Here is a 22152-nt window from a genome sequence, read left to right as displayed (position 1 = left end):
GGAAAGTACCTGGACATGGCAACGATTCTTCGTAGGCTGCCGGACATGACCTCGACCCGAGCCGCCGTGCCCGCCCTCGCCCCACGCGCCGTCTCGGTGGGCGCCTCGCCGGTACGGGAGATCCTGGCGCTGACCGCGCGGCCGGAGGTGATCTCCTTCGCCGGAGGGCTGCCCGCGCCCGAGCTGTTCGACGCGGCGGCCATCGCGGAGGCGTACGCCCGCGTCCTGGCCGAGCAGCCGCACAAGGTGCTCCAGTACTCGACGACCGAGGGCGATCCCGCGCTGCGCGCGGCCGTGGCGGCCCGGCTGAGCGGGCGCGACCTGGCGACGGGCATGGACGACATCCTGGTGACCGGCGGCTCGCAACAGGGGCTCGCGCTGATCGCGACCGCGCTGATCGAGCCCGGCGATGTGGTGCTGGTGGAGAACCCGACGTATCTGGCGGCGCTCCAGTGCTTCGGTTTCGCGGGCGCCCGGGTGGTGCCGGTGCCGACCGACGCGTACGGCGTGATCCCGGAGGCGCTGGAGGAGGTGGCGCGCCGGGAACGGCCGAAACTGCTCTACCTGGTGCCCAACTTCCAGAATCCGACCGGGCGTACGCTCCCGCTCGAACGCCGCCGCGCGGTGGCCGAGGTGGCGGAGCGGCACGGGCTGTGGATCGCGGAGGACGACCCGTACGGGGATCTGCGGTTCGAGGGCGAGAGCGTGCCGTGGATCTCGGCGCTGCCCGAGGCCGCCGACCGGACGATCCTGCTCGGCAGCTTCTCCAAGATCATGTCGCCGGGGATGCGGCTGGGCTGGCTGCGGGCGCCCGCGGCGCTGCTGCGCGCCTGCGTGATCGCCAAGCAGGCCGCCGACCTGCACACCTCGACCGTCGACCAGGCCGCCGCCGCGCGCTACCTCGCCGACCACGACCTGGACGTCCATCTGGACCGGGTGCGTACCGCCTACCGCGCCCGGCGCGACGCGCTGCTCGCCGGGCTGCCGGCCGCGCTGCCCTCCGGCAGCACCTGGAACCGGCCCGAGGGCGGCATGTTCGTGTGGGTACGGCTGCCCGCGGGGTACGACGCGACGGCGCTGCTGCCGACCGCGGTCGGTCACGACGTGGCGTACGTACCGGGGTTGCCGTTCTTCGCGCAGGCGCCGGAGGCGGGGGCGCTGCGGATGTCCTTCACGACGCACACGCCGGAGGAGATCGGGGAAGGGCTGCGGCGGCTGGCGAAGGTCTTCGCCTGAGGCCGTTGACAGCAGGTAGCGCGGCGGCGCACACGAGGAACGGCGCGGCGCCGTACGCGTCCAACGGCGCGCGTCACCGCATCAGTTCGCCCGCGTTGACGAGCAGGGACTGTCCGGTGATCGCGCGGGCGCGGTCGGAGGCGAGGAACACGGCGGCCTCCGCCACGTCGCCGTCGGTGGCCAGTTCGGGCAGTGCCATGCGGCGGGCGAGGCGGGCCAGCACCTCGTCCTCGCCGACGCCCTCGGCGCGTGCGGTGAGCGCGACGAAGGACCGCACGGGCGGCCCCCACATCCAGCCGGGCAGCACGGTGTTGACCCGGATCCGGTACGGGCCCAGCTCGCGCGCGAGTGAGTACATCGCGGAGGTGAGGGCGCCCTTGGAGGCCGCGTACGCCGCCTGGCGGACCTGGCTGGGCGCCGCGACCGCGGACTGGGTGCCGATGAACACGACGGAGCCGCCGCGCTCCTGGCGCTTGAGGGCGGGCAGGCACGCCTGGGCGAGCCTGAGCGACCCGAGCAGATTGACGTCGAGCACCCGCTGCCAGACGGCGAAGTCCGCGTCCTCCAGGCCGCCGAAGTAGTCGTCGAGCGCGGCGACCTGGACGACGGCGTCGATCCCGCCGAACCGCTCCTGTGCCAGCGCCGCCAGCGCCTCGCACTGCGCGCCGTCGGCGATGTCGGTGGGCAGCCAGGCCGTCGAGGTGCCCGCGGGGTCGATCTCGGCCGCCGTCTTCGCCAGCCGTTCTGCGGTCCGCGCGCCCAGCACCGCCCGTCCGCCGTCGCGTACGACGGCCGCCGCCACGCGCTGCCCGAGTCCGGCGCCGACGCCGGTCACGACCACGGTCTTCCCCTTCAGCAGCATGTCGGCCTCCGCAACCGTTGTCTGACGGAGCGTCAGAATAGGGCGGGCGCCCGCAGGAGGGAAGGCCGCGGCGGTCACGCTCGCGTCGGCGATCGGCCGCTCCCCTCTGCGTCCGCACGGGATCCCGTATCCCGGACGGCTGCCTCCTGTGTCCCGCGCGTCCCGCGGGCCTCGTGCGACGTCCAGCGAAGTGTCCGCTCATCGTGGGTGGGTGATCAGGGTCACGACAATGCCAAGGTAGGTAAAGAGCGAGTAAAATCGTTCGGCTTTCTGATCTGAGTTCAGACTCTTGAACGCGGAGACCCTTGACCGGCCCCCCGCGCGAGGGGTTCAATCCCGGAAGTCCCCACTCCCGCACGGGGGCGACCCGCCCGGACCGGCGCCACAGCGAAGTGCGCTCCTGTTCACAAGGCGGACCCCTCTGGAGGGGACATGAACAGTCTCGACTGGACCGTGCTGATCGCGTACTTCGGCGTGATGCTCGCGATCGGACTCTGGTCCCACAAGCGCGTCGACGACGTCGGCGACTACTTCACCGCGGGCGGCAAGATGCCGTGGTGGCTGTCCGGCATCTCGCACCACATGTCGGGCTACAGCGCGGTGATGTTCACCGGTTACGCGGGCATCGCCTACACCTACGGCATCACCTCGTACGTCACCTGGTCCTTCCCGATCGCGCTCGGCATCGCCATCGGCGCCAAGCTCTTCGCGCCCCGGCTCAACCGGCTGCGCTCACGGCTGCACGTGGCCTCGCCGCTCGAATACCTCAAGAACCGCTACAACCTGACGACCCAGCAGGCGCTCGCCTGGTCCGGCGTGCTGCTCAAGATCGTGGACGTCGGCGCCAAGTGGGCCGCCATCGCGACCCTGTTGTCCGTCTTCACCGGGGTCACCATCACCCAGGGCATCGTCATCACCGGCGCGATCACCGCCGTCTACTGCACGGTCGGCGGTCTGTGGGCGGACGCCCTCACCGAACTCGGCCAGTTCGTCATCCAGTTGATCGCCGGGCTCGCGATGCTGGTCGCCGCGCTCAACAAGGTCGGCGGGATCAGCGGCATCTGGAACGTGTGGGACGAGCCCGCGCTCAAGCACCACGCCGACCCGGTCGCGGGCCCGTACACCACCGTCTTCCTGCTGGCGTACCTGTTCATCAAGACCTTCGAGTACAACGGCGGCATGTGGAACCAGGCCCAGCGCTACATGGCCACCGGCTCCGCCCGCGAGGCCACCCGCAGCGCCTGGCTGTCGTCGGCCCTGTGGTTCGTCTGGCCGGTCGTCCTCTTCTTCCCGATGTGGATCTCGCCGCTGCTGGTGCACGCCAAGAAGCCGGACGGCTCGGACTCGTACGGTCTGATGGTCGAACAGCTCCTGCCGCACGGGCTGCTGGGCCTGGTCGTGGTCGGCTTCTTCTCGCACACCATGGCCATGTGCTCCTCCGACGCGAACGCCATCGCCGCCGTCGTCACCCGCGACATCGCCCCGGCCTTCTCGAAGACCGCCCGCGAATGGTCGGCCCATGTCGGCCTGATCGCGGCCCGGTTGACCACGCTGACCTTCCTCGGCCTGTCCATGGCCGTGGCCACCCAGGTCAACTCCCCCACCTTCAAGGACATCATCACCGTCGTCATCAAGTGGGTGGCCGGTCTGATGGGGCCGATCGCGATCCCGTTCATGCTCGGACTGCTGCCGCGCTTCCGCACGTCCGGCCCGACCGCCGCCCTCACGAGCTGGGCACTCGGCCTGTTCGCCTTCTACCTGCTCAACTACCCCGTCAACGACGCCGTCTCGGGCGGCGTCAACCTCGAATACCAGATCTCGCTCCCGCTGGCCGTCTCGCTCGTCCTCTACATCGTCATCGGCTGGATCAAGCCGGAGGACACGCCGGAGCGGGACGCGCTCCTCGCGAAGATCAACTCCGATGACGGGGGCGGCCCCGGACCGGCCTCCGTCTCCCTCCCCGAGCCCTCCTCCGAACCGACCTCCACCAAGGTCTCGGACTAGGTCCTGTCCGGCGGCTCCCCTTCCCGGGGGGAGCCCCGGCGGGGGCGGTGGTGATCCGCCGGACAGGCCCTAGGCGGCCGGGTAGCGGTCGAGCCACGCCGGGCTGGCGCCCGAAGGCCCGTGCAGGGCCGGCGCCTGCGTCATCTCCATGGCGAAGTCGTCGGCGAGCTGGAGCAGCGTGGCGCGCCCTTCCACCTCGGCGATCCACGCGGGCGGCAGCGCCGTCTCCCCGTGCTGGACGCCGAGCAGATTGCCGCAGACGGAGCCGGTGGAGTCGCTGTCGCCCGAGTGGTTGACGGCGAGCAGCAGCCCGTGGCGCACGTCCTCGGCGACCAGGGCGCAGTAGACGCCGATCGCCAGCGCCTCCTCGGCCGTCCAGCCCTCCCCCAGCGCCTCCACGCGCTGCGGCGACGGCATCCCCTGCCGTACGGCGCCCAGGGCGCCCTGGAGCGCGTCGGTCGTCTCCTGGTGGCCGGGGCGGGCGCCGAGCAGGGCGAGGGCGTGCTGGACGGAGCCGTCGAGGGCCTCGCCGCGCGCCAGGCCGTGCACGATGACGGCGAAGGCTCCGGCGGCGAGCTGCCCGGTGGGGTGGCCGTGGGTCTGGGCGGCGCACTCCACGGCGAGCTGGAAGACGAGCTGCGGCTCCCAGCCGACCAGCAGCCCGAAGGGCGCGGAGCGCATCACGGTGCCGCACCCCTTGGAGCCGGGGTTCTTCGGCTCCTCCAAGGTGCCCATCCGGTCGTCGGACAGGCCGCTCAGGCACGCCTCGCCCGGCGCTCGCCGCGCGTAGAGCCACTCCTCGCGGGCCAGCCAGCCGGTGTCCTTGCGGCGCTCGTCGGGCCCCCACTCGGTCTGGGTGGCCGACCAGCGGCGGTAGGCGCGGTGGATGTCGGTGGGCGGGTGCCAGGCGCCGGTGTCCCGGCGCACCTGGGCTCTGATCAGGCCCTCGACCGTGAACATCGTCATCTGCGTGTCGTCGGTGACCGCGCCGCGTCTGCCGTACGCCGGAACGTAGTCGGTGACGCCGTCCGTGCCGTGATTGCGCTGGATCGCCTCGAACGACTCGAACTCGACGCCCGCGCCCAGCGCGTCCCCGATCGCCCCGCCCAGCAGGCAGCCCCGCACGCGGCTGCGGAAGTCCTGCTGCTGCGCGCGACCCCAGACAGCGGTCAAAGCGGTCCCCTTCGATCAACCCCGATCCGAACCCGTTCTGCGCCAGCACGATAGCCGACGTCACCAGGAGCGGAAGGGGGCCCTGGGGTTGGTGACGCCTGTCCGCGAACGGTGCCGGTCCGATCGGATACGACCGGACGCCGGAAATGCTCTGACGCGCGACTCAGGGTGTCGGACTCGGGCGCGGGAGCCGGGTCCGCGCGTCGGGCCGCGCGACTCGGGCGTTAGGCGCACATACGCGGCTCACGTGCGCGAGAAGACGCCGATGGCGTTGGCGACCGGGCGCTCGACGCCGCCCGACGGGTGGTTGCGTACGGTCACCGCCGCCGCGCCGGGGTCGCGGGCGACCAGCGTCGTGGAACCGCCGCCGTCGAGGTTCACCGCCGAATCTGCACCCAATTCCCTCATGACGGACGCAAGTTCCGCGATGGTCAGGCCCGCACCGGACTCGGCGGAGCCGTCCAGCGCCAGCAGGTACAGAGTGCTGCCCGACGCGTCGAAACCGGCGGCCGTACGCGTGGCCGCCGTCGTGGTGTCCAGGCCCGCGAGCGGCTGTCCGCCGCGCAGGACGGGGAAGCCGCCGACCGCGAAGACGTACGGCACGCGCGAGAGCGTCGGGGTGAGGCGGCTGTCGACCTCCGCGCGGTCGCCCACGCGCAGGGCGCGCAGTGTGTCGGCGCCCGCGTCCCGGCCGAGCAGTACGGTGCTGCCCGCGGGAATGGCTCCCGCGCCGGGCGCCTGCGCGACAGCCGCGACCCGCCCCTGACGTACCGTCACCTCGTAGGTGTCCGTGCTGCATCCGGCGCCGCGCGAGGTGTCCGTGCCGCAGACCGCCCGCTGCCGGGAGACCGTCCCCCAGTCCGCCGTGTACGCGCCGACGCCGCCGACGGGCAGCGCGTACTGGTTGTAGCCGCCCAGCGGGATGCTCCCCCGCGGGGTGCGCACCGACCCGCGCAGGTCCAGCCGGTCGAGCCGCAGCTTGCGGTCCTTGCCCATGCCGAGCACGTCGTGCGTGGTCTCCCCCGGCGGCATCGCGGGCCCGAAGCGCTGGCCGTCGGGCACGGCGGCCTTGAGATCCCGGCCGGAACCGATCTCCGGGCCCACCGAGGAGCCGGTCGGCGCCACGCCGGGGTGCTGGTCCTCGGTGATGTTGAAGAAGTCGCCGTTCACCGCGCCCACCGCCTGCCGGTCGTCGGCGAGCCCCGACACCGCCTGCCGCGCCGCCACCGCCCCCGGCGTCAACAGGTCGAGCCGCGTACGCGATTCGCGCAGATCCACCGCCAGCACATGCCCGTGCACGGTCCCCCGCGAGGCCGCCACCGAGAACTCCCGGTACTCCACGCCCGGCCCGAGCCGCTCCACCCGCTCGTACGGCAGCCCGCCGCCGGTGCCGCTGTCCGCCGCGACGGCCGACGCCCCCGCCAGTCCCCCGGCGAGCACCCCCGCCGCGACCGCCAGGGCCACGCCCGCCCGCCCGCTCCACGCCACTGCTCCCCCAAGGGTGTCTCAGGTCCCGTGTATCCCACAGGACTCCACCACCCCCGCACTCCCCGCACCGGAACACGGTGAAACGCGGCCATGACGGTGGTGCGAATTCACCCCTTAGGTGCGCGGCGGGCGTCAGTCGCCCAGGACCGGGAGGAGATCGGGGAGGTGGCCGTCGGAGGCGAGACCGGTGGTGATGCGCTCTTCGGGGACCTGACCGTAGAGGGTGGTGCGCTGGCGGGAGGGGCGGCCCGCGGCCTCGGCGATGGCGACGAGGTCGCGGATGGAGCGGTAGGAGCCGTAACTGGAGCCCGCCATACGGGAGATGGTCTCCTCCATCAGCGTGCCGCCGAGGTCGTTGGCACCGGAGCGGAGCATTTCGGCGGCGCCGTCCGCGCCGAGCTTGACCCAACTGGTCTGGATGTTGGTGATGTGCGGGTGGAGCAGCAGGCGGGCCATGGCGGTGACGGCCCGGTTGTCGCGGGCGGTCGGGCCGGGGCGGGCGATGCCCGCGAGGTAGACCGGGGCGTTGGTGTGGATGAAGGGGAGGGTGACGAATTCGGTGAAGCCGCCGGTCTCCTTCTGGATCTCCGCGAGCAGTCGGAGGTGGCCGAGCCAGTGGTGGGGCTGGTCGACGTGGCCGTACATCATGGTGGACGAGGACCGTATGCCCAGCGCGTGGGCGGCCTTGACGACCTCGATCCAGGTGGCGGTGGGCAGCTTGCCCTTGGTGAGGACCCAGCGGACCTCGTCGTCCAGGATCTCGGCGGCGGTGCCGGGGATGGAGTCCAGGCCCGCTTCCTTGGCGGCGGCCAGCCAGTCGCTGATCGACAGGCCGGTGCGCGTCGCGCCGTTGACGACCTCCATCGGCGAGAAGGCGTGCATGTGCATGCCGGGGACGCGGGCCTTGACCGCGCGCGCGATGTCGAAATAGGCGGTGCCGGGCAGGTCGGGGTGGATGCCGCCCTGCATGCACACCTCGGTGGCGCCGACCTGCCAGGCCTGCTCGGCGCGGTCGGCGACCTGGTCGAGGGAGAGGGTGTACGCGTCGGCGTCGGTGCGGCGCTGCGCGAAGGCGCAGAAACGGCAGCCGGTGTAGCAGACGTTGGTGAAGTTGATGTTGCGGGTGACGATGTACGTCACCTCGTCGCCGACGACCGCGCGCCGCAGGTCGTCCGCGATCCGGCACAGCGCGTCCAGGGCGGGGCCGTCCGCGTGCAGCAGGGCCAGCGCCTCGGCGTCGGTGAGCCGGGTCGGGTCGTCGGCGGCCACCGACAGGGCCTGCTTGACGTCGGCGTCCACCCGGTCGGGGACCATGCCGGGCGCGGCCTGCTCGCGCAGTTCGGCCCAGTCGCCGTACACCTCGTCGAAGTCGTCGCGGCGGTCGGCCGTACGTCCTTCGGTGTCGATCGTGCGGTGCAGGTCGGTACGGCCCGTGGCGGCCGAGGTGAAGCCCTCGTCCGGCTCCTGCCACGGGCGGCCCACGACCGGCGCGTCCTCGTCCGCCAGACCGGTGGCGGGGTCGGCGAGCGCCGTGACGTGCGGGATCAGGCGCGGGTCCAGCCAGGGCTCGCCGCGCTGGACGAACTCCGGGTAGATGGTGAGGCGTTCGCGCAGCGCGAAGCCCGACTCGGCCGTACGGGCGGCCAGTTCGTCGATCTGCGGCCACGGCCGCTCGGGGTTGACGTGGTCCGGGGTGAGCGGGGAGACGCCGCCCCAGTCGTCGATGCCGGCCTCGATGAAGCGCGCGTACTCGCCGTCCACCAGATTCGGCGGCGCCTGGATGCGGGCGGACGGGCCGAGCACGATCCTGGCCACCGCGATGGCCGCCGCCAGCTCCTCCAGCTCCGCGTCCGGCATGCCGCGCATGGCGGTGTCCGGCTTGGCGCGGAAGTTCTGGATGATCACTTCCTGGATGCCGTGGTAGCGGCGGGCGGTCCTGCGGATCGCGAAGAGCGACTCGGCGCGCTCCTCGTACGTCTCGCCGATGCCGATGAGGATGCCGGTGGTGAACGGCACGTTGGACCGGCCCGCGTCCTCCAGGACCCGCAGCCGTACGGCGGGCTCCTTGTCCGGCGAGCCGTAGTGCGGGGCGCCCGGCTCCGACCACAGGCGGGTGGCGGTCGTCTCCAGCATCATGCCCATGGACGGCGCGACCGGCTTGAGCCGCTGGAGGTCGGTCCAGCTCAGCACGCCCGGGTTGAGGTGCGGCAGCAGGCCCGTCTCCTCCAGCACCCGCACCGACATGGCCCGTACGTACGCCAGCGTGTCGTCGTAGCCGTGCGCGTCCAGCCACTCGCGCGCCTCGGGCCAGCGCTCCTCGGGGCGGTCGCCGAGGGTGAACAGCGCTTCTTTGCAGCCCATTTCGGCGCCGCGCCTGGCGATGTCCAGCACCTCGTCGGGCGACAAGTACATGCCGTGCCCTTCACGGCGCAGCTTGCCGGGCACGGTCACGAATGTGCAGTAATGACATTTGTCCCGGCACAGCCGGGTCAGCGGAATGAAGACCTTCCGCGAATACGTGATGACGCCCGGCCGTCCCACCGCTTCGAGGCCGGCGTCCCGCAGCCGGGCCGCGGTGCCCGCGAGTCCGGCCAGGTCCTGGCCACGGGCTTGCAGCAGGACGGCGGCCTCGCCCGTGTCCAGGGCGACACCTTCGTCCGCGCGGTGCAGGGCGCGGCGCATGGCATTGGCGGTGGGCGTCGGCGAAGTCATTCTCCGAGGATAGGCGGCCCCGCCGACAATTCGCTGGGGGCTCAGGCCGTCTTCGGCCCGATCCCCCTGTCGGCAATATCACCCGGAGATCGGACCGTCCGAGGAATACTCCGGCTACAAATACTGCGCGTAGTCGTCGAGCGCCCGCAGCACCTCGTCCGTCCCGGCCGGCGGGAGCTGGACGACGATCTCCTCGATGCCGAGGTCGCGGTAGTACGCGAGCTTGCCCGCGTCCGGGCGTACGGCCGTCGGCACCACCTCCGGGCCCTTCTCCCCGCGGCCCGCTTCCCGCCACGCTGCCCGGAGTCCGGGCAGCGACTCACCCAGACCGCCGCCTCCGATCGGCATCCACCCGTCCGCGTAATCCGTCACATGGCTGAAGAGCTTCGGGCCCGCCGCGCCGCCCACCAGGGTGCGCACCCGGCCGCCCGCCGGTTTCGGATACGCCTGGCTGGCCTGCACGGACGCGAATTCGCCCGCATAGGCGACGGGTTCGGCCGCCCACAGCGCGCGCATCGCCGCCATCCGGTCCCGTACCAGCTCGCGGCGGCGCCGCCAGTCCACCCCGTGGTCGGCGGCCTCCTCCACATTCCACCCGAAGCCCACCCCCAGCGTGAACCGCCCGCCCGACAGGTGGTCGAGCGTCGCGATCTCCTTCGCCAGCACCACCGGGTCGCGCTGCGCCACCAGCGTGATCGCCGTCCCCACCTCCAGCCGCTCGGTGACCGCCGCGACCGCGCTGAGCGCCACGAACGGGTCCAGCGTCCGCCCGTACTCCTCCGGCAGCGGCTCCCCCGCCGGATACGGCGTCGCCCGCGACACCGGAATGTGCGTGTGCTCCGGCAGATAGAGCCCGGCGAACCCGCGCTGCTCCAACTCCCGCGCGAGCCGCACCGGCCCGATGGTCTGATCGGTCAGGAAGATCGTGACGGCAATCCGCACGGGCACCTCCGGTGGATTGTCGACGGATACCGGGTGTGAACGTACATCTCAGCCGTCCGAGGTGGCGGCCCTGAGACCGCGCCGGTCGGTGAGGACTTTCTCCCAGGCCGCGAGTGACCGGTCCCGGTCCGTCCAGAACTCCCGCCGGGGAACGGCGGCGTCGAGGCCGCGTACCTCCAGCCAGCGCTGGGCGATCTCCCCGAGGCCGGGGTGACAGTCCTGTTCCTCCACATGGCTGATCAGCTCCTGCCCCGCGGCGAGGACCTCGGCGTCCGTGCCTTCGACGGCGGCGAGGAACAGCTTCACGGTCAGCACCATCCACCGGTCGGCGCCGCCACCGCTGCGCGCCAGCATCTCCTCACCGTTCGTCAGAAGTGTCAATACCTCCGCGGCCGGTTCGCGCCCGGTGCGTGCCGCCGCCCGCCAGATCAGCGTCTGCGCCACACCGACCGGCGTTCCGACGTCCTGGTTGACCTCATGGGCGTGCTCCAGCACCGTCTCGGCGTCCAGCGGACGGGCCAGCGACAGCACCATGCCCAGGTGGCGGTAGCTGGTGTCGCGGGACATGCCCGCGGCGGCCAGTTCGGCGTCGTCAGCCACCTTGCGGAGATATCTCTCGGCCGCCGCGAAGTCCCCCTGCAGAAAACTGAACTGGCCCAGGAGATCCTGGGACTGCGCGCGGCGGAAGCCCAGGGGGCTGTCGCAGTGGGGCAGCGCCCAGGTCTGGAGCCGCCGTCCGTCCCCCCGGAGCCATTGGATCCAGGCCAGGTCCTTCTCCGCGTTCTCCCGCAGGGGTCCGGGCTCGGCGGCGACCTCGGCGGTCAGCCGTTCCGCCTCGGCGTACCGGCCGAACTCCTCCAGGGTCTTGGCCAACCGGTGCGAGATGAAGAGGCGTGGGTACGGTCCGAGGCCCGGATGGGCCAGGGCCGCCTCGGTCAGCGACAGGGCGGCTGTGCGGTCGCCCGCGCTGCGCGCGGCCATCCCCTGGCAGGTGAGCGCCAACGCTCCGGCGGGGTGACTGCCGGACTGCACAGGCCAGTTCCGGGTCCCGGTGAGCACCGCCCCGAGGCCGCACAGGTCGACACCGTAGGCAAGGTCGTACAACCAGTCGGGGACACGGCTCGTGTTCAGTGTGAGGAGCCCGGCGGTGGTGAAGCCCTCGCCCAGTTCGCTCCTGTCGGTCGACGTCGGATTTCTGACCCCGCCGCGCAGCCGATCCCGGAGGTGTTCCAGGACTCGTTCGGCCGCGCCGCGCCACTCCTCCTCCGACCAGGCGTCGTCCGTGTTCCCGTCGTGGAGACGGACGGCGTTGCGGACGTACTCGTCCACGGTGTGTGTCAGCCATCTCGACGAATCGCTCTGTACCAGGGGGCGTTCGAGGAATCGCCGTACGACGGCGTCCGCCACGCTCGGGACCGCCGCCCTCAGCACGTCGGCGTCGAAGCGCTCGGCGAGAGAGGCGGCCCGCAGAAGCGCGCGCTCTTGCGCGGACAGATCACGCATCACACGGATCACCATCTCGGCGAAAGTCCCTCCGAATTGTTCCACCGCGGGGACGCGGCCTTCCGCGCTCAGTTGGTCGAAATACTCGGCCGACAACTCCAGATACAGCGGTACCCCGCCTGCCGCGTCGACAATCCGACGCCGCAACGGTGCCGGAATGGCGGGCTCCCCGTCCCTCGTCAGGCGAAGCCGGAGGTAGGTGTCGGCGTAGTCCTCCTCGAGCCCCGACAACCGGTGCTGCATGGCCGGAAGCGTGCCGGGGTCGGTGACCAGACTCGGCCAGTAGTTGGGCCCCGAGTAGTGGATGGCCGGGTGATGACCGTCGCCCCAGGTCAGCCGGTTCCGCCCCGTGATGAGGAACAGTACGTTCGGCATCAGGTAGACCAGCCGGGCCAACCGGTCCTCGAGCCCACCCGCTTCCCGGCGCCTCCCGTCGACCCGCTCGAACGTGTCGAAGAAGATGACGACGTCCAGGGATTTCCTACGGCGGTACTCGGCCAGATCCCAGGACAGGAGAGCCGGCAGGAACGGCAGCATGTCCGCAGGCGACTCGACATCCAGCAGTTCGGCGAATCCGGGACATTCCGCGAGCAGCCGGTCTTTGCGCAGATGCTCGCGGATCCTGCCCACCAGAATTCCCGCGGCCCGCCGGGCCACACCCGCGAGCGGTATCGGGCCGAGCAGCGCATCCAGTGTGCCGTCCAACTGTTCGGCCAGCGACAGGGATTCACCGAGCCTGCCGAGCGAGGAATTCCGCGCTATCGCGGCCTCAAGAGGGACACCCGGATGGCAGCGCCGCCAGTACACGGCGAAGGCCAAGTCGAATGCGGGGCAGGAACGCATCACCTCACCGAGCGTGCCCCGCACGGCGATCACCGCGGTCTCCAGATCGGCCAGGGAGCTGTCCTCCAGGTCGATCCGGCAGGTCACGCGCCGTTCAGGACCGTCCGCCGACGCCCCGTCCAATTCCCCTTCGCGTAATCGCCGTTCCAACTGCCGGGACAGCGTCGACTTCCCGATTCCGCCCAACCCGTAGAGGACGAGGACATTGTGCCGGGGCGGCGCCGACGAACCGGCAGCGGCGGGATGGTCTCGCAGCCCCCGCAACGCCTCCTCGAACGCCGTCACATAACGGACACGATCGACGAATACGTCACCCACGGTAACGGGTGATGTTCTCCGCTGATCGAAGATCCGGTCGAGTTCCATCGCGTCGGCCCGTCCCTCCCCGGCCGAGCACTGCCCGGCCAAACGGTCGCAGTTCCCCCTCCCGGCAGCCTAGCTTCAGTGAACGGCTCAAATCCAGAGCGTTATCGGCGCATCACTGAGCGCGTCCGGTACGCGGTACGCCCTTACTGGCCGTCGGCCTCCCGAAGCCCCACCGGCACCGTCACGTTCGGAGGACTACCAGGCGCCGTGGTGGGCGAGGCCCAGGGTCAGGGCGGCTGCCGCGGTGGCGAGGAAGACGATGCCGCCGAGGATGTCGCGGGAGCCGACGCGGAGGTGGGCGGTGACGGCGCCGATGAAGTAGAGGATGAGGCCGCAGGCGGCGAGGGTGCCGAGGACGGGGACGGCGAGCCCGGCCAGCAGGCCGACCGTGCCGGCGGCGAGCAACGCGCCGAGGACGGGCACCCACTTGCGGGGCAGGCCCTTCATGTCGGCCTGGGTCTTGGGGTATTCGTGGCCGATGAGGTAGGTGACGGCGGCGGCGCCGTTGAAGAGGGCGCCGAGGATGGTGACCGTCAGATAGGCGGCGAACACGGCAGCTCCGCTTCTGTGCGTGACACGTCGGGGTGACACCTCGTACGGGAAGGCTAAGGCGCCCCCGCCGAGCGGGAGTTGACCGTGAGTCGCACGCGCTTGGCACGGCGTGAACCGCGCGGGCGGCTACGCGGCGTTGACCGTCAGCACGATCTTGCCCCGTACGTGGCCCTCCTCGCTGAGGCGGTGCGCCTGTGCGATGTCGGCGAGGGGGAACGTCCGGGCGACGGGCAGCGAGAAGCGGCCCGCCTCGATCAGCGGGCCGATCTCGGTGAGGACGTAGAGGGCCCGGCCGCTGTCACCGCGGCTGAAGGTGACGCCGTGCTCGCGGGCGCCGAGGAAGTCCGCGAGGGTGACGACGTGGCCGGGGCCGCCCGCGAGGGCGATGAGCTCGGGGAGGGCGCCGCTCCCGGCGACGTCGAGGGCGGTGTCCACGCCGTCGGGGGCGAGCGCGCGGACGCGGTCGGAGAGACCGTCGCCGTACGAGACGGGTTCGGCGCCGAGCGAGCGGAGGAAGTCGTGGTTGGCCGGGCTCGCGGTGCCGATGACGCGGGCGCCGCGCGCCACGGCGAGCTGCACGGCGGCGGCGCCGACGCTCCCGGAGGCGCCGTTGATCAGGACGGTGCCGCCGCGGACGCCGAGCTGGTCCAGGCCGCGCGCCGCCGTCTCGACGGCGGACGGCAGCGCGGCGGCCCCGGCGAAGTCGAGCGACGCCGGGATCGGCGCGTAGAAGGAGAGCACCGCCAGCTCGGCCTGCGCGGCGCCCTCGGCGCAGAGGCCGAACACGCGGTCGCCGACGGCCACATCGGTCACCCCTTCGCCGACCTCGTCGACGACGCCCGCCGCCTCGTACCCCAGGGTCTGCGGAAGCTCCTCGTCCATGAGGCCCTTCCGCTTCTTCCAGTCGCTCGCGTTGAGTCCCGCCGCGCGTACCGCGATACGGATCCGGCCGGGGCCCGGGTGCGGATCGGGAAGGTCCACGACCTCCAGGACCTCGGGTCCCCCGAACCGGCTGAAACGGGCCGCCTTCATCACTTCGCTCCGATCTCGGCGCACGGGGGCAGGAGGGCGGGAGCCAGGGGTGCCGCGAATGCCGCGCGTACGCGCCAGTCTGTCAGTCCCGCCGGGCCCGGGGCCCAGAACCGGAGTCCGACGCGAAGACGGATGCGGCGGCCGACGCGAAGACCGATGGGACGACCAACGCGACGACCGACGCGGACCGGCAGCCGTACCTCATCGTCCGCCTCCAGCGGGGTGAGCGCGACGCCCCGCCCGCGCACCGCCCAGCACGGCAGCGCCCAGCACGGCACCGGCCCCGCGGCCCTCCGCCGCTCAGGGGGTGGTTCGGACGGTTGCCGTGTCGCGGCCGGATCTCAGGACGGTGCCGGGGATGGCACCGGTGACGGTGTCGTCGCGGATCGTCTCGACGCCGTTGACGCGGACGCTGAGGATGCCGGTGGCGCGGGAGTCGAGGCGGGGGCTGTCGCCGGGGAGGTCGTGGAGGAGGGTGGCGGGGCCCGCGTCGATGCGTTCGGGGTCGAAGAGGACGAGGTCGGCGGCGTTGCCCGGGGCGATCACGCCTCGGCCGCGCAGGCCGAAGAGGCGGGCGGGGTCGGCGGTGAGCATGCGGACGGCGCGTTCCAGCGGCAGGAGTTGGCGTCCGCGCAGGCAGTCGCCGAGGAAGCGGGTGGTGTACGGGGCGCCGCACATCCGGTCGAGGTGGGCGCCCGCGTCGGAGCCGCCGAGCATGACGTCCTCGTGGTCCCAGGTGCGGCGGCGCAGCGCCCAGGAGTCGGGGTCGTTGTCGGTGGGCATCGGCCAGAGCACCGTGCGCATGCGGTCGTTGGCGCAGATCTCGACGATCGTCTCGAAGGGTTCCTGCCCGCGTTCGGCCGCGATGTCGCGGACGACCCGCCCCGAGACCCCCTGATTCGCGTCGCTGTACGTGTCGCCGATCACGTAGCGGCCGAAGTCGGCGAGGCGGCGGAAGACCCCGGCCTCGGGGCTGGCGGCGCGGCGCAGCATCTCGGCGCGTACGGCGGGCTGCCGCAGCCGCGCGATGCGTTCGGGGACGGGCAGGGCGAGGATGTCGCCCCAGCCGGGGATGAGGTTGAGGGCGCAGAAGGTGCCGAGCGACATGTTCATGGGGGTGAGGATCGGCATGGTGAGGGCGACGATCCGGCCGCCCGCCTTGCGGGCCCGCTCCGAGGCGAGGAGTTGGCGCGGGACGCGTTCGGGGACGGCGGCGTCGATGGTGAGGACGTTCCAGTTGAGCGGGCGCCCGGCGACGGCGCTCATCTCCACGAGCAGGTCGATCTCCTCGTCCGCGAACTGGTCGAGGCAGCCCGCCACGATGGCCTCGATCTGGGTGCCCTCGTGTTCGCCCACCGCCCGTGACAGGGCCAGGAGTTCGTCCGGCCGGGCGTGCCGGGACGCGACCGGCCGTCCGTCGCCGTCGGAGTGCGTACTGGACTGCGTGGTGGAAAGGCCCCAGCCGCCGGCTTCCATGGATTCGTGGAAGAGCCGCAGCATGGCGTCGAGTTGGTCCCGCGTGGGCTGTCCGCCGACCGCGTCGGCGCCCATCACGTGGCGGCGCAGGGCGCAGTGGCCCACCATGAAACCGGCGTTGACGGCGATCCGCCCCTCCAGGGCGTCGAGGTAGTCGCCGAAGGACGACCACGTCCAGTCGACGCCCTCTTCGAGCGCCGCCAGCGACATGCCCTCGACCTTGGACATCATCCGCCGGGTGTAGTCGGCGTCTTCGGGCCGGTCGGGGTGGAGCGGCGCGAGCGTGAAGCCGCAGTTGCCGCCCGCGACGGTGGTCACGCCGTGGCTCATCGAGGGCGTGGCGAAGGGGTCCCAGAAGAGCTGGGCGTCGTAGTGGGTGTGCGGGTCGACGAAGCCGGGGGTCAGGACGAGGCCGGTGGCGTCCTCCTGGGAGCGCCCGCTCTCGCCGAGGCCGCCGGGTTCGGCGACGGCCGCGATCCGGCCGCCGCGCAGCGCCACGTCGGCGGTACGGGAGGGCGCGCCCGTGCCGTCCACCACGGTGGCGCCCTTGATCACATGGTCGAACACGGGTGTGCTCCTCTCGTACGTCGCGCTGGCGCGTGCCGCCCGGTCGCGTTACGCCGCCGCCTGCCGGAACCGGGTCGTGCGGTGCACCGGATCGGTGTCGATGACGGGTATGACGTGCTCGCCGATCAGCTTGATCGTGTTCATCGTGTCCTCGTAGCCGATGCCGATCGGCAGCCCGAAGGTCAACTGGTCGGCGCCCGCCTGCTCCCAGCGCTTGCACTGCGCCAGCACCTCGTCGGGGTTGCCGCAGATCATCAGCTCCTCGGAGATGAGCAGATCGATCAACTCCTCGGTGTAGTCCGGCAGAAGCTCGGGCCAGACCGGGATGCCGTCGGGGCGCGGGAAGGTGTCGTGGTAGCGGAAGAGCAGCGACTGGAGGTAGTTGAGGCCGCCGCCCACGGCGATCTGCCGCGCCTTCTCGGTGGTCTCTGCGCAGATCGCGGTCGAGGTCACCATCACGTTGTCGTTGACGAAGTCGCCGACCGGCTCGGCCTGCCCGATCGCCGACTTGTACGACTCGACGACCCACTCCATGTCGGAGACCTTCTGCACGCTGAAGCCGAGCACGCCCAGGCCCTTGCGGGCGGCCATCGCGTACGAGGGCGGCGAGCCGGCCGCGTACCACATCGCCGGGTGGGAGCGGCCGTACGGCTTGGGCAGGATCTTGCGCGGCGGCAGCGACCAGTGCTTGCCGCTGAAGCCGGGGTACTCGTCCTGGAGCCACATCTTGGGGAACTCCGCGATGGTCTCCTCCCAGATCTCCTTCGTGTGGTTCATGTCGGTGATGCCCGGCATGAACCCGAGGATCTCGTGGCTGCCCGCGCCGCGCCCCGAGCCGAACTCAAAGCGTCCGCCGGAGAGATGGTCGAGCATGGCGACCTTCTCGGCGACCTTCACCGGGTGGTTGACCGGCGCGAGCGGGTTGAAGATGCCGGAGCCGAGGTGGATGCGCTCGGTGGCGTGGGCGAGATAGCCGAGGAAGACGTCGTTGGCCGACAGGTGCGAGTACTCCTCCAGGAAGTGGTGCTCGGAGGCCCAGGCGTACTTGAAGCCGGAGCGGTCCGCCTGGATGACGTACTCGGTCTCCTCGATCAGCGCGTGGTGCTCGGCCTCGGGGTCGGCCTTGGCCCGCGCGGCGGGCACATATCCCTGTACAAAGAGCCCGAATTCCAAGGGGTCACCATCCTCCGGTTTCTGACGCTCCGTCAGATCTGATCCGACTCTTCCACCGGCACGGTGGGGCGTCAATAGCTGATGGACCGTCAGATACGCTCGACGGCGGACTCAGAGCGCCGCGACTCCCGCCAGCCAGCCGCCGTCGATGACGAACGGCTGCCCGGTGACGTACGAGGAGTCCTCACTGGTCAAGAAGAGCGCGAGCCTGGCGATCTCGTCGGCCCGGCCCATCCGGCCCAGCGGCAGCAGCTTGCGGTAGAAGCGGGCGGTGGCCGCCGCCATCGCCTCCTGGTCGGCGGCCGGGTCGAGCACCGCGGGATTGGCCATCGGGGTGTCGACTGCGCCGGGGCACATTGCGTTCACCCTGATCCCGTGCGGCGCCAGCTCCAGCGCCGCCACCCGCGTCATGGCGACGATCGCCGCCTTCGTCGCCGCGTACGAGGTGAGCAGCGCCATGCCGCTGAGCGCCGTGTACGAGGCGGTGTTGACGATCGTGCCGCCGCCCGCGACGGTCAGCGCGGGCGCGCAGGCCCGCATGCCGAGGAAGGCGCCCACCTGGTTGACCCGGACGACTTGGAGGTACTCCTCCAGCGGGGTGTCCGCCAACGCGTTGAAGCGCAGGATCCCGGCGTTGTTGACCAGTCCGTCGAGGCCGCCGAACTGCTCGTCGGCGTACGCCAGCGCCGCCGTCCAGTCGTCCTCGCTGCCGACGTCGAGCCGGGTGTAGCGGGCCGCGTCGCCGATCTCCTCGGCCAGCGCCGCGCCCTGGTCGTCCAGCACGTCCGCGAGCAGCACGCGCGCGCCCTCCGCGGCGAAGAGCCGGGCCTCCTGCTCGCCCTGGCCGCGCGCGGCGCCGGTGATCAGGACGGTACGGCCGTCGAGCTTGCCCATCCGGGCCTCCGGGGGTGGTGGGACAACGGGGGGGTCAACGGGGGGGTCAACGGGACTCACGTGTCGAGGTGCGGTGCCACATCGGCGGCGAACGCCGCCATCTGGTCGAGGAGTTCGGCCACGCCCCGGCTGCGTAAGCGCACCTGGATCTGGTCGACGCCCATGGCCCGGTAGGCGCGCAGGCTCTCCGCGAGCGCGTCCGGCTTGCCGTGCAGGGTGTACCGGCCGACGTGCCAGCCGGGCTCGCCGACGTAGAGCGGTTCCGTGATCGCGCCGATCTCGATCGGGTCGGCGATCCCGGCCTCGGCGCGCAGCCGCCGGACGCGGTCGATCTGGCCCGGCAGCCGGTCGCGCGGGTCGCCCTGCGGCAGCCAGCCGTCACCCCTGAGGGCGGCCCTGCGGACGGCGGCCGGTGACGAACCGCCGACCCAGACCGGCGGCCGGGGCGTCTGCACCGGGCGTGGCCGCTGCCCGAGACCGGCGAAGTCGTAGCGCTCGCCGTGGTGTTCGGGGAACTCGTCCTCGCCGAGCGCCGCCTTCAGCGCGTCGATGGTCTCGTCGAGTACACCGCCGCGCCCGGCGAAGTCCGCGCCGACCGCGTCGAATTCCTCGACCACGTGCCCGGCCCCGACACCGAGGATCAGCCGCCCGCCGGAGAGCCGGTCGAGCGTCGCGTACTGCTTGGCGGTGGCCAGCGGGTGCCGCAGTCCGACGACCGCGACATGGCTGAGCAGCCGTACGCGTTCGGTGACGGCGGCGAGATAGCCGAGGGTGGCCACCGGGTCGTACCAGGTGGTGGACATCGCGGCGGCCAGCCTGCGCGGCACCGCGATGTGGTCGCAGACGGCCACGTACGCGAAGCCGTGCCGGTCGGCGGCGCGGGCGACGGCGGCGAGTTCGGCCGGGCCCGCGTCGGCCTCCCAGCCCTCGGCGTACATCGTGCTCTGCGACTGGACGGGGAGTTGCATGCCGTAGGAGAGCCGCCCTGGCGGCAGCACGCGCGGGACGCCCATGGCCTACGCCCCCGCGCCGGGTCCCGGGACCGGCCCGGCGCTCGAACCGGGCCCGGGCCACAGGCCGTCGGGGGTCAGGCCGAGCAGGTCGATGGCGTTGCCGCGCACGATCCGCTCCACTACGTCCTGGGAGAGGTGGCCCATCTGCGCCTCGCCGACCTCGCGCGACGTGGGCCACGTGGAGTCGGAGTGCGGGTAGTCCGTCTCGTAGAGGACGTTGCTGACGCCGACCGCGTCGAGATTGCGCAGGCCGACCGCGTCGTCGAAGAAGCAGCCGTAGACGTGCGAGGCGAAGGTCTCGGACGGCGGGCGCCGCACCTTGTCGGCGACCCCGCCCCAGCCGCGGTTCTCCTCCCAGACGACGTCGGCGCGCTCCAGGATGTACGGGATCCAGCCGATCTGCCCCTCGGCGTACATGATCTTGAGGTTCGGGAAGCGTTCGAGGGCGCCGGACATCAGCCAGTCGACCATCGAGAAGCAGCAGTTGGCGAAGGTGATGGTGGAGCCGACCGCGGGCGGCGCGTCGGCGGAGGTGGACGGCATCCGGCTGGAGGAGCCGATGTGCATGGCGATGACGGTGCCGGTCTCGTCGCAGGCACGGAAGAAGGGGTCCCAGTAGTCGGTGTGCACCGACGGCAGTCCGAGGTGCGGCGGGATCTCGGAGAAGCAGACAGCGCGTACGCCGCGCGCCGCGTTGCGCCGTACCTCGGCGGCGGCCAACTCGGCGTCCCACAGCGGTATCAGGGTCAGCGGTATCAGCCGCCCGCCCGCCTGCGGGCCGCACCACTCCTCGACCATCCAGTCGTTGTACGCGCGCACGCACAGCAGCCCGAGGTCGTGGTCCTCGGCCTCGGTGAAGGTCTGGCCGCAAAAGCGCGGGAAGGTGGGGAAGCAGAGCGCGGACTGCACATGGTTGACGTCCATGTCGGCCAGCCGCTCGGGCACCGAGTACGAGCCCGGCCGCATCTGCTCGTACGTGATCGCTTCGAGCCTGATCTCGTCGCGCGAGTAGCCGACGGCGGTGTCGAGCCGGGTCAGCGGGCGGCGCAGGCCCTCGTACAGCCACCAGTCGGCGAGCGGTCCCTCGTCCCCCGGCTCGCCCATCGTGGGCGCGAACCGGCCGCCGAGGAAGGTCATTTCCTTCAGGGGCGCGCGCACGATGCGCGGCGCGGTGTCGTGGTGTTTCGACGGGAGCCGGTCCCGCCAGACGTTGCCGGGCTCCACGGTGTGGTCATCCACCGAGATGATCTTCGGGAAGGTCTCCATGGGCACAACGGTAGCGCCGATCTGACGATCCGTCAGCTAACGTGTCGTCACATCGTCGGCACTACGGGCCTCCGGGGCTCCCCGGCTGCGGCGGCCGTCAGTCGGTCACCCGCACCGGCAGCAGAATCCGCCACACCGCGTCCTCCACGCCGTGCACGGCCGCGATCCAGCCGACGTTCTCCTCGTCGGTGCCCAGCCGTACCGCCTGCGCCAGCTCCCCCATCACCTCGGTGAGATCGGCGTGCGCCATCGCGGGCTCCAGCCGCCCGCCGACCACGCCGTCGTCGTAGTAGCGGTGGTACGCGGGCGCGCTGCGCAGGACGCCGACCGGCCGCCAGTTCTGCGCCAGCCGCCACACGGGCTCGCCCGCGACGCGGACGCCGTCCGCCTCCATCACCTGGGTACGGGTGCGGTCGACGGCCAGCGCGGACCAGCCGTCGGAGCCGGTCAGCACCAGGTCGGGGTCGCAGCGGCGGACCGCGCGGGAGACCGCGTCGTTGGCGCCCGGTCCCGGCAGCACCAGCGGCACCGCGGCCATCCCCGCGTACAGGCAGCCGAAGAAGGCGCCCGCGAGGTCCGGGCCCTGCGGATAGGCGAGCAGCACGCGCGCGCCGGGAGCCAGCAGGCTGCCGAGCCGGGCGGCCACCGCGCGGGCCCGCCGGTCGAGTTCGGCGAAGCTGCACCCCGCGGTGCCGCTGACGGTCGTCCGCGGATACGGCAGCGCGGGCACGGCCTGCGGGGCGCGCTCGGCGCGGCGGCGCAGCAGTTCGCCGGGCAGCCGTCCGGCGTCCCCGAGCCGCCGCGTGCCGCCGTTGCCGCCGCCCCCGCCGCCGGGCCGCTCCCGGCCCTCGCCGCTCATCGCGGGCCCCGCGGCCGGGGCCGGCATCCGTCGTACGGATCCGGCCGGGCGCACCGGGCGCACCTCGCGTACCGGAGCCCGGAACAGCTCGGACCCGGCGGCCGACGGCAGGTGCCTCGGCCTGACAGGCAGTGACCCGATCGGCCCGTCCGGCTCACCGGCACCTGCCGCATGACTCGTGCACTCAGCAC

16 protein-coding genes are annotated in these 22152 nt (G+C 72.0%); 2 read left to right on the top strand and 14 right to left on the bottom strand.

Going from position 1 to position 22152, the window contains the following annotated elements; translation table 11 throughout:
- The first annotated feature begins 45 nt into the window (after positions 1-45).
- Positions 46-1236 carry an aminotransferase class I/II-fold pyridoxal phosphate-dependent enzyme gene (locus ACFZAM_RS06570; protein ID WP_391043265.1) on the top strand — a complete coding sequence of 397 codons (1191 nt, stop codon included), beginning with the start codon at positions 46-48 and terminating at the stop codon, positions 1234-1236.
- Positions 1237-1309: 73 nt separating this feature from the next.
- On the opposite strand, the gene ACFZAM_RS06565 is transcribed toward ACFZAM_RS06570, so the two are convergent.
- The gene (locus ACFZAM_RS06565; protein WP_355337718.1) at positions 1310-2098 is read right to left on the bottom strand and encodes an SDR family oxidoreductase; all 789 of its coding nucleotides are present in this window, start codon (positions 2096-2098) and stop codon (positions 1310-1312) included.
- A gap of 432 nt (positions 2099-2530) precedes the next feature.
- On the opposite strand from ACFZAM_RS06565, the gene ACFZAM_RS06560 reads away from it, so the two are divergent.
- Positions 2531-4102, top strand: coding sequence for a sodium:solute symporter family protein (locus ACFZAM_RS06560; RefSeq protein WP_391043262.1), 1572 nt, complete (start codon positions 2531-2533; stop codon positions 4100-4102).
- A 69-nt stretch (positions 4103-4171) separates the two neighbouring features.
- Here ACFZAM_RS06560 and ACFZAM_RS06555 read toward each other — a convergent pair whose 3' ends face one another.
- The 13 genes from ACFZAM_RS06555 to ACFZAM_RS06495 all read right to left on the bottom strand — a co-directional run bounded on the left by ACFZAM_RS06555 (position 4172) and on the right by ACFZAM_RS06495 (position 21961).
- Positions 4172-5275: an ADP-ribosylglycohydrolase family protein gene (locus ACFZAM_RS06555; protein WP_355337713.1), complete on the bottom strand. Its 1104-nt coding sequence runs from the start codon at positions 5273-5275 to the stop codon at positions 4172-4174.
- Between the two features lie 243 nt (positions 5276-5518).
- Positions 5519-6763 carry a phosphodiester glycosidase family protein gene (locus tag ACFZAM_RS06550; RefSeq protein WP_391043259.1) on the bottom strand — a complete coding sequence of 415 codons (1245 nt, stop codon included), beginning with the start codon at positions 6761-6763 and terminating at the stop codon, positions 5519-5521.
- A 132-nt stretch (positions 6764-6895) separates the two neighbouring features.
- Positions 6896-9475, bottom strand: coding sequence for a bifunctional FO biosynthesis protein CofGH (locus ACFZAM_RS06545; RefSeq protein WP_391043257.1), 2580 nt, complete (start codon positions 9473-9475; stop codon positions 6896-6898).
- A gap of 114 nt (positions 9476-9589) precedes the next feature.
- On the bottom strand, positions 9590-10417 hold the full coding sequence (locus tag ACFZAM_RS06540; RefSeq protein ID WP_355337704.1) for a TIGR03619 family F420-dependent LLM class oxidoreductase: 828 nt from the start codon (positions 10415-10417) through the stop codon (positions 9590-9592).
- A 48-nt stretch (positions 10418-10465) separates the two neighbouring features.
- Positions 10466-13048, bottom strand: coding sequence for a hypothetical protein (locus tag ACFZAM_RS06535; protein WP_391043254.1), 2583 nt, complete (start codon positions 13046-13048; stop codon positions 10466-10468).
- Between the two features lie 276 nt (positions 13049-13324).
- Positions 13325-13681: a DoxX family protein gene (locus ACFZAM_RS06530; protein WP_391043251.1), complete on the bottom strand. Its 357-nt coding sequence runs from the start codon at positions 13679-13681 to the stop codon at positions 13325-13327.
- A 126-nt stretch (positions 13682-13807) separates the two neighbouring features.
- The gene (locus ACFZAM_RS06525; RefSeq protein ID WP_391043249.1) at positions 13808-14713 is read right to left on the bottom strand and encodes a zinc-binding dehydrogenase; all 906 of its coding nucleotides are present in this window, start codon (positions 14711-14713) and stop codon (positions 13808-13810) included.
- Between the two features lie 300 nt (positions 14714-15013).
- The gene (locus ACFZAM_RS06520; protein WP_391043246.1) at positions 15014-16756 is read right to left on the bottom strand and encodes an amidohydrolase family protein; all 1743 of its coding nucleotides are present in this window, start codon (positions 16754-16756) and stop codon (positions 15014-15016) included.
- A 48-nt stretch (positions 16757-16804) separates the two neighbouring features.
- Entirely contained in the window at positions 16805-17929 is a 1125-nt protein-coding gene (locus ACFZAM_RS06515) for an LLM class flavin-dependent oxidoreductase (RefSeq protein WP_391043245.1), read from the bottom strand.
- Between the two features lie 111 nt (positions 17930-18040).
- Positions 18041-18823, bottom strand: coding sequence for a glucose 1-dehydrogenase (locus ACFZAM_RS06510; protein WP_391043242.1), 783 nt, complete (start codon positions 18821-18823; stop codon positions 18041-18043).
- 56 nt (positions 18824-18879) lie between these two features.
- Positions 18880-19836: a TIGR03619 family F420-dependent LLM class oxidoreductase gene (locus ACFZAM_RS06505; RefSeq protein ID WP_391043239.1), complete on the bottom strand. Its 957-nt coding sequence runs from the start codon at positions 19834-19836 to the stop codon at positions 18880-18882.
- 3 nt (positions 19837-19839) lie between these two features.
- Entirely contained in the window at positions 19840-21102 is a 1263-nt protein-coding gene (locus ACFZAM_RS06500) for an amidohydrolase family protein (protein ID WP_391043237.1), read from the bottom strand.
- Between the two features lie 97 nt (positions 21103-21199).
- Entirely contained in the window at positions 21200-21961 is a 762-nt protein-coding gene (locus tag ACFZAM_RS06495; protein ID WP_355337678.1) for an AMP-binding protein, read from the bottom strand.
- Positions 21962-22152: the final 191 nt, after the last annotated feature.

Origin of the sequence: Streptomyces sp. NPDC008079 (assembly GCF_042957385.1) — a bacterium.
GTDB lineage: Bacteria > Actinomycetota > Actinomycetes > Streptomycetales > Streptomycetaceae > Actinacidiphila.
The sequence above is the reverse complement of the archived record's forward strand: the minus strand, read 5'-3'. Positions and strand labels throughout refer to the sequence as shown.

Bases quoted from the DNA above. Each gene is read 5' to 3' on its own strand.
- ACFZAM_RS06570 (WP_391043265.1), top strand. From the start codon at position 46: ATGACCTCGACCCGAGCCGCCGTGCCCGCCCTCGCCCCACGCGCCGTC.
- ACFZAM_RS06565 (WP_355337718.1), bottom strand. From the start codon at position 2,098: ATGCTGCTGAAGGGGAAGACCGTGGTCGTGACCGGCGTCGGCGCCGGA.
- ACFZAM_RS06560 (WP_391043262.1), top strand. From the start codon at position 2,531: ATGAACAGTCTCGACTGGACCGTGCTGATCGCGTACTTCGGCGTGATG.
- ACFZAM_RS06545 (WP_391043257.1), bottom strand. From the start codon at position 9,475: ATGACTTCGCCGACGCCCACCGCCAATGCCATGCGCCGCGCCCTGCAC.
- ACFZAM_RS06525 (WP_391043249.1), bottom strand. From the start codon at position 14,713: ATGAAGGCGGCCCGTTTCAGCCGGTTCGGGGGACCCGAGGTCCTGGAG.
- ACFZAM_RS06510 (WP_391043242.1), bottom strand. From the start codon at position 18,823: ATGGGCAAGCTCGACGGCCGTACCGTCCTGATCACCGGCGCCGCGCGC.
- ACFZAM_RS06505 (WP_391043239.1), bottom strand. From the start codon at position 19,836: ATGGGCGTCCCGCGCGTGCTGCCGCCAGGGCGGCTCTCCTACGGCATG.
- ACFZAM_RS06500 (WP_391043237.1), bottom strand. From the start codon at position 21,102: ATGGAGACCTTCCCGAAGATCATCTCGGTGGATGACCACACCGTGGAG.
- ACFZAM_RS06495 (WP_355337678.1), bottom strand. From the start codon at position 21,961: ATGAGCGGCGAGGGCCGGGAGCGGCCCGGCGGCGGGGGCGGCGGCAAC.